At 58.6% G+C, this 5,043-nt stretch carries 5 protein-coding genes; 3 read left to right on the top strand and 2 right to left on the bottom strand.

Annotated elements, in window-relative coordinates; translation table 11 throughout:
- Window positions 1-169 precede the first annotated feature (169 nt).
- A complete protein-coding gene (locus NW820_RS09970; RefSeq protein WP_414407405.1) occupies window positions 170-1,669 on the top strand; it encodes a S41 family peptidase in 1,500 nt (499 codons plus the stop codon).
- A gap of 211 nt (window positions 1,670-1,880) precedes the next feature.
- On the top strand, window positions 1,881-3,230 hold the full coding sequence (locus tag NW820_RS09965) for an adenylosuccinate synthase (protein WP_011431751.1): 1,350 nt from the start codon (window positions 1,881-1,883) through the stop codon (window positions 3,228-3,230).
- Between the two features lie 278 nt (window positions 3,231-3,508).
- Here NW820_RS09965 and NW820_RS09960 read toward each other — a convergent pair whose 3' ends face one another.
- The gene (locus tag NW820_RS09960; RefSeq protein ID WP_414407404.1) at window positions 3,509-4,108 is read right to left on the bottom strand and encodes a pseudouridine synthase; all 600 of its coding nucleotides are present in this window, start codon (window positions 4,106-4,108) and stop codon (window positions 3,509-3,511) included.
- A gap of 147 nt (window positions 4,109-4,255) precedes the next feature.
- Here NW820_RS09960 and NW820_RS09955 point away from each other — a divergent pair, with 147 nt between their 5' ends.
- A complete protein-coding gene (locus NW820_RS09955) occupies window positions 4,256-4,669 on the top strand; it encodes a hypothetical protein (protein WP_011431749.1) in 414 nt (137 codons plus the stop codon).
- Between the two features lie 66 nt (window positions 4,670-4,735).
- Here NW820_RS09955 and NW820_RS09950 read toward each other — a convergent pair.
- On the bottom strand, window positions 4,736-5,043 hold a 308-nt coding region (locus tag NW820_RS09950; protein WP_414407403.1), incomplete at its 5' end, for a hypothetical protein.

The raw sequence follows: 5,043 nt of genomic DNA, 5'->3' as shown, positions 1-5,043 counted from the left end.
GTGAATGCGCTGGGGATTTTCTGGCTGAGGGCATTTCCTTCAAAAGCAAGGGGGCGCAGCCCCTAGTGTTCCAAGTCGCAAAAAATAGATATCTACCACTGCTGGCAGTGGCAAAGGGGAGCGTTTAGGGTTTATCCTATTCGCAACATCTGCAAGAGGGCAGGCTGCCATGAAGGGATTTGCGCGCGTACTTGGGGCTTGGGGGATCCTCACCCTGATCGCCGGGATCTCGCCCGGCAGCGCTGTGGGCCAATCGGCCTTGCCTCCTGTGCCCATCATGCCCTCGGATCCCCAAGGTTCGTTTCCCGATCCAGGGATCCCGGCAGCCCCTTCGCCTCCCCGTGAGCCGGTCGGGCTGGATCTCCGCCATCTGGTGGGATTGTTCATCAACGAGTCCTTGGGTGCAGGCAACCAAGCTGCCGCAGTTAGTTACAACGACCTCTACACCCGCCTGTTGGCCCGAAGCTACGGGGATCCCCGCCCCTCTATTGAGGTGGAGTACGAGTTCATTCAAGAGATCCTGCGGGAGTATGGGGATCCCGCCGATCGTTTCTGGGATCCGCAAGCTTTCAAGGACTTGCTCAACCGTCCCCGTCCTCCCGTACAAGCCCGCGGGATTGGCCCGCGCCAGGTTTATTTGGCAGTGCCGGATCTCACCCCAGCCACGGCTCAGCAGATCCGCCAAACCCTCTACACCCAAGACTACAGCCAGGGCATTGTCCTCGACCTGCGCGGCTCGGTGGGCTACGACCCCCAAGTGGTAGCAGATGTGGCGCGCCTGTTTTTGCCCCGCTCCGTCCAGCCGCTGCTGATTACCGAAGACCGATTCGGGCAGCCCACCCTCTGGAACAGCGAAAATCTGCCCATTGCCGCCGGGATCCCGTTGGCCGTTCTGGTGGATGGCAACACCCGCCAGGGGGCCACCCTCCTGGCTGCCCAGTTGGGAGCCAGCGGCAGCACCCTCATTTTGGGGCAGCCCACCCAGGGCAGCGAACGACAAACCCGCTTCTTTGCCCTTCCCTCCGGCGCGGCGGTGGAACTGGCCGTGGCCACCTGGAAAACAGGGGATGGTCGCTCTTTGGAGCGGGGTCTGGTGCCCTTGCAGACGGTGGAAGGAGATGACAATGCTTGGCTGAATGCCGGCCTGCAAGCGCTGGCCTTGCCCCCCCGGCGACCTGCCCTGCCCCCACGGCCTACAGTGCTGGTGCAAGAGGGTCGAGTCGGTCGCTTTGAGCTGGGCATGGATACCCGCAACGTGGATACCCACCTGCTGGGCAATGTCGATCAGATCCCAGCGGCCTCTGGAGCCAATGTGTTTCAGCCCAACAGCGACTTGAAGATCTTTTACCTACAAGACTACATCCTCTTCACCTACCGTCATCCGGGCATTGTGGATAGCTTTTTCGCCAACCGCATCTACACCACCCACCCGGAAGCCATGACCGGCGAAGGGATCCGCATCGGCTCCACCTATTCGGAAGTGATCGCCGTTTACGGCGGGCCCGGCGAGAACGGCTACAACGAGGTGGTACCCTATCCCAAGGGAAGCCGAGAATATCTGCGCGACGACCGCTACTACGTCAACTACGATGCCCTGGGCCTGGCCTTTGCCTTTGAGGTGGGATCCAACCAGGTCACGGCCATTGGCCTGTTCAAGCCGGGGAGCTGAAGGCGAGGGCAACTGGGGAATCTCTGTTGGCTTGCCAGAGGGTTCGGGGATCCCGTTCATCTCCACGTTGTCCCCTGCCGGAGAAAAGTTAATCGATTGTTAATCTTTTTGTCCTGATCTCTCAACATCGCCCGGAGCGATGCGGTAGATTAGTGCAGCAACCCCCGCAAAGGGGATTTTTTGTGCCATCTACGGACTGTAGGAGAAGCTCTTGGCAAACGTCGTGGTTGTCGGTGCCCAGTGGGGCGATGAAGGAAAAGGGAAGATCACCGACCTCCTCAGTGAAAAGGCCCATGTGGTCGTCCGCTATCAAGGTGGGGTGAATGCAGGGCATACCCTGGTGGTGGGGGGCCAAACCTTCAAGCTACACTTGATCCCCTCTGGCATTCTCTACCCCGACAAACGCTGCATCATCGCCAGCGGCACGGTGATCGATCCCGAGGTTCTGCTGGCCGAGATCGACCAACTGCATCAATTGGGCATTTCCACCGACAACCTGTTCATTGCCGAAACGGCCCACGTCACCCTGCCCTACCACCGGGTCATTGACATCGCAGAAGAGGAGCGGCGTGGCATTTACCGGCTGGGCACCACCGGCCGGGGCATTGGCCCCACCTATGCCGACAAGGCCGAGCGCATGGGCATTCGCGTCGTGGACTTGATGTACCCTGACCAGCTGCGGGAGCGCCTCAGTTGGGCCATTCCCTACAAAAATGTCTTGCTGGAAAAGATCTATAACTTGCCGCCCTTGGATCCCGAGCCAATTATCGAGCAATACCTGGCCTATGCCGAGCGGCTGCGCCCCTATGTTACCGACGCTGCTCTGCTTCTCACCCAAGCCATCGAAGATCGGGAGAACATCCTGTTTGAAGGGGCTCAAGGCACCCTGTTGGATCTCGACTACGGCACCTACCCCTACGTCACCTCCTCCCATCCCATTGCCGGTGGCGCTTGTATTGGCGCTGGGATCGGCCCCACCAGCATTGACCGGGTGATCGGGGTGGCCAAAGCCTACACCACCCGCGTTGGCGAAGGCCCTTTCCCCACCGAGCTCAAAGATGAGATCGGGGCGTACCTGGGGGCAACCGGTGCTGAATTTGGCACCACCACAGGGCGACAACGGCGCTGCGGCTGGTTTGACGGGGTAATTGGGCGCTACGCGGTGCGAATCAATGGCCTAGACTGCCTGGCCATCACCAAACTGGATGTGCTGGATGGCTTGGATGAGATCAAGGTGTGCGTGGCCTACGAGTACCAGGGGCGGGAAATTCGTCACTTTCCCAGCGATGCCCGGGTTTTCGCCCAGTGCAAACCCATCTACGAAACCCTGCCGGGCTGGAAATGTTCCACCAAAGATTGCCGCTCCATCCAAGACTTGCCCCCCGAAGCCCATGATTACCTGAAGTTTTTGGCGCAGTTGATGCAGGTGCCGATTGCCATTGTTTCTCTGGGGGCCAGCCGCGACCAGACGATTATCGTCGAGGATCCCATCCACGGCCCCAAGCGGGCCCTTCTCTACCCCAATGGTGGCAAGCGCGCCCACGCCCTCATGCCCGACTGAGTGGGCTCAAGAACAATTGGGAACAAGGGCAATCATAGGGCAATCATTAACAATGTAGTGATCAAATGCTCAGTAATGATCAATGTGAGTTAAGTTATGGTCATTTCAGGTTAGGGTGAAACGCCTAAGCTACGGAGAAAAGCCTTCCGGCCCTGTGCGTTCAACGTCTTAGGTGTGGATGCAGTGTCCTAGTTTATAGTCATTTAAGAGGGAATAAAACTGTTCCGTTGTCTTGCTTCCCAGCTCCTCACTGCCGAGCGAATAGGAAGCGTCTTAATCTAACTTGAAATGACTCTAATGGTTTGAGAAAAACAATATTGCCGCAGTTGGGCCAGTTCTACCTCACTGAGATCTTGCCACTGGCCAGGAGCAAGCCCCGCCAGAGAGAGGGGCCCCAGTCCAACCCGAACCAACCGCAAAGTTGGGATCCCAACGGCGGCAGTCATGCGGCGCACCTGGCGATTGCGACCCTCCCGCAGCGTCAGTTCCAGCCAGGTGGTGGGGATGGAGCGGCGAAAGCGGATGGGGGGATCCCGTGGCGGCAGGGTGGGTTCCTCAGCCAAGACCTTAACCTGGGCCGGGCGCGTTTTTCGCCCTTGGATGATCAGCCCCTGTTGCAACTGTTGCAGGGCTTGGGGGGTGGGGATCCCTTCCACCTGAACCCAGTAGATGCGCTCATGGCCGAACTTGGGATCGATCAAGCGGGCATTGAGGCGACCATCATCGGTCAGCAGGAGCAGCCCTTCGCTGTCGCGATCCAGTCGCCCCACCGGATAAACCCTGGGCACCGGAATAAAAGACTTGAGGGTAGGCCGTCCCGCTTGGTCGGTGAATTGGGTGAGCACGCCATAAGGCTTGTAGAACTTGAGATAGCGCATGACACACAAAACAACAAAACTGTGAACCCAACCTTTCCAATCTTTAAGATTTGGCAGAAGGATTTGGCAGAGCGGCTTCAACGGTAAGATCAAGCCTTAAGGAGCAATATCCCTCCATCGCCAGCAGCGTTTGACGGAGCTCAACCCATGACCATAGACAACAACTTACTCTGGGTTTTGGTTGGAACAGCAGGGCTCTCTCTCCTCAGCCTGGTGTACGTGCTGGTGGATGAGGGCAACAAACGTCGCCGCTACGAACAGCAAAAGGAAAAAGAAGCTGCTCAGCCACCTGCGGTTGTTCCTGCAGAAGAAGCCGGGATCCCAGCTGCACCTCCTCCTTCTGCTCCTGAACCTGTTGCTGCTCAGCCCGCTTCAGCGCCACACACTGCTGACGGGTTCCCAGAAGCGTCGCGTAGCGATGACGAGGAGCCAGAAACCTCCCCGGAAGCGGTTCGCGCCAGCAGGACAGAGTCCTTGCCCAGCCCTGAGGACTCTGCTCTCCCCAAGGAGCCGGATACAGGGCCTGACCCCGCAGAGGAAATGCCGAAAGATACCCCATAACAGTTTTTTTCGGTTCTGGGGAAGTTCTGGGGATAGATGGGATCCCCATCCCGCAAGAGGGGAGCTTCATGCCCTCATCAGGGTTTGCTCTCCGTAGCGCAGCATCATCTCCAAAGCCGCGAGACGGTTGCCCCAAACTTGAACTCGATAGGGGTTGCGCAGAGATTCCAGCCGCATCCAAGTGGCAAGATTGGTTTTCAAGTTGCCCAGTTGCTGACGGGCTTGTTCCAGGGCTTCCGGGGTGGGATCCGCTGCCAAGGCCGCCAGGGATCCCTGCACCCGCTCTATTTGCTCCATCCATTGGCTGTGCTCCCACAACCCCAACCGTTTCTGCTCGAGCAAAAACATCCACTCCTGCCGCAGCGCCTGGAAGC

This window comes from Synechococcus sp. R55.7 (assembly GCF_047461955.1).
GTDB lineage: Bacteria > Cyanobacteriota > Cyanobacteriia > Thermostichales > Thermostichaceae > Thermostichus.
The sequence above is the reverse complement of the archived record's forward strand: the minus strand, read 5'-3'. Positions and strand labels throughout refer to the sequence as shown.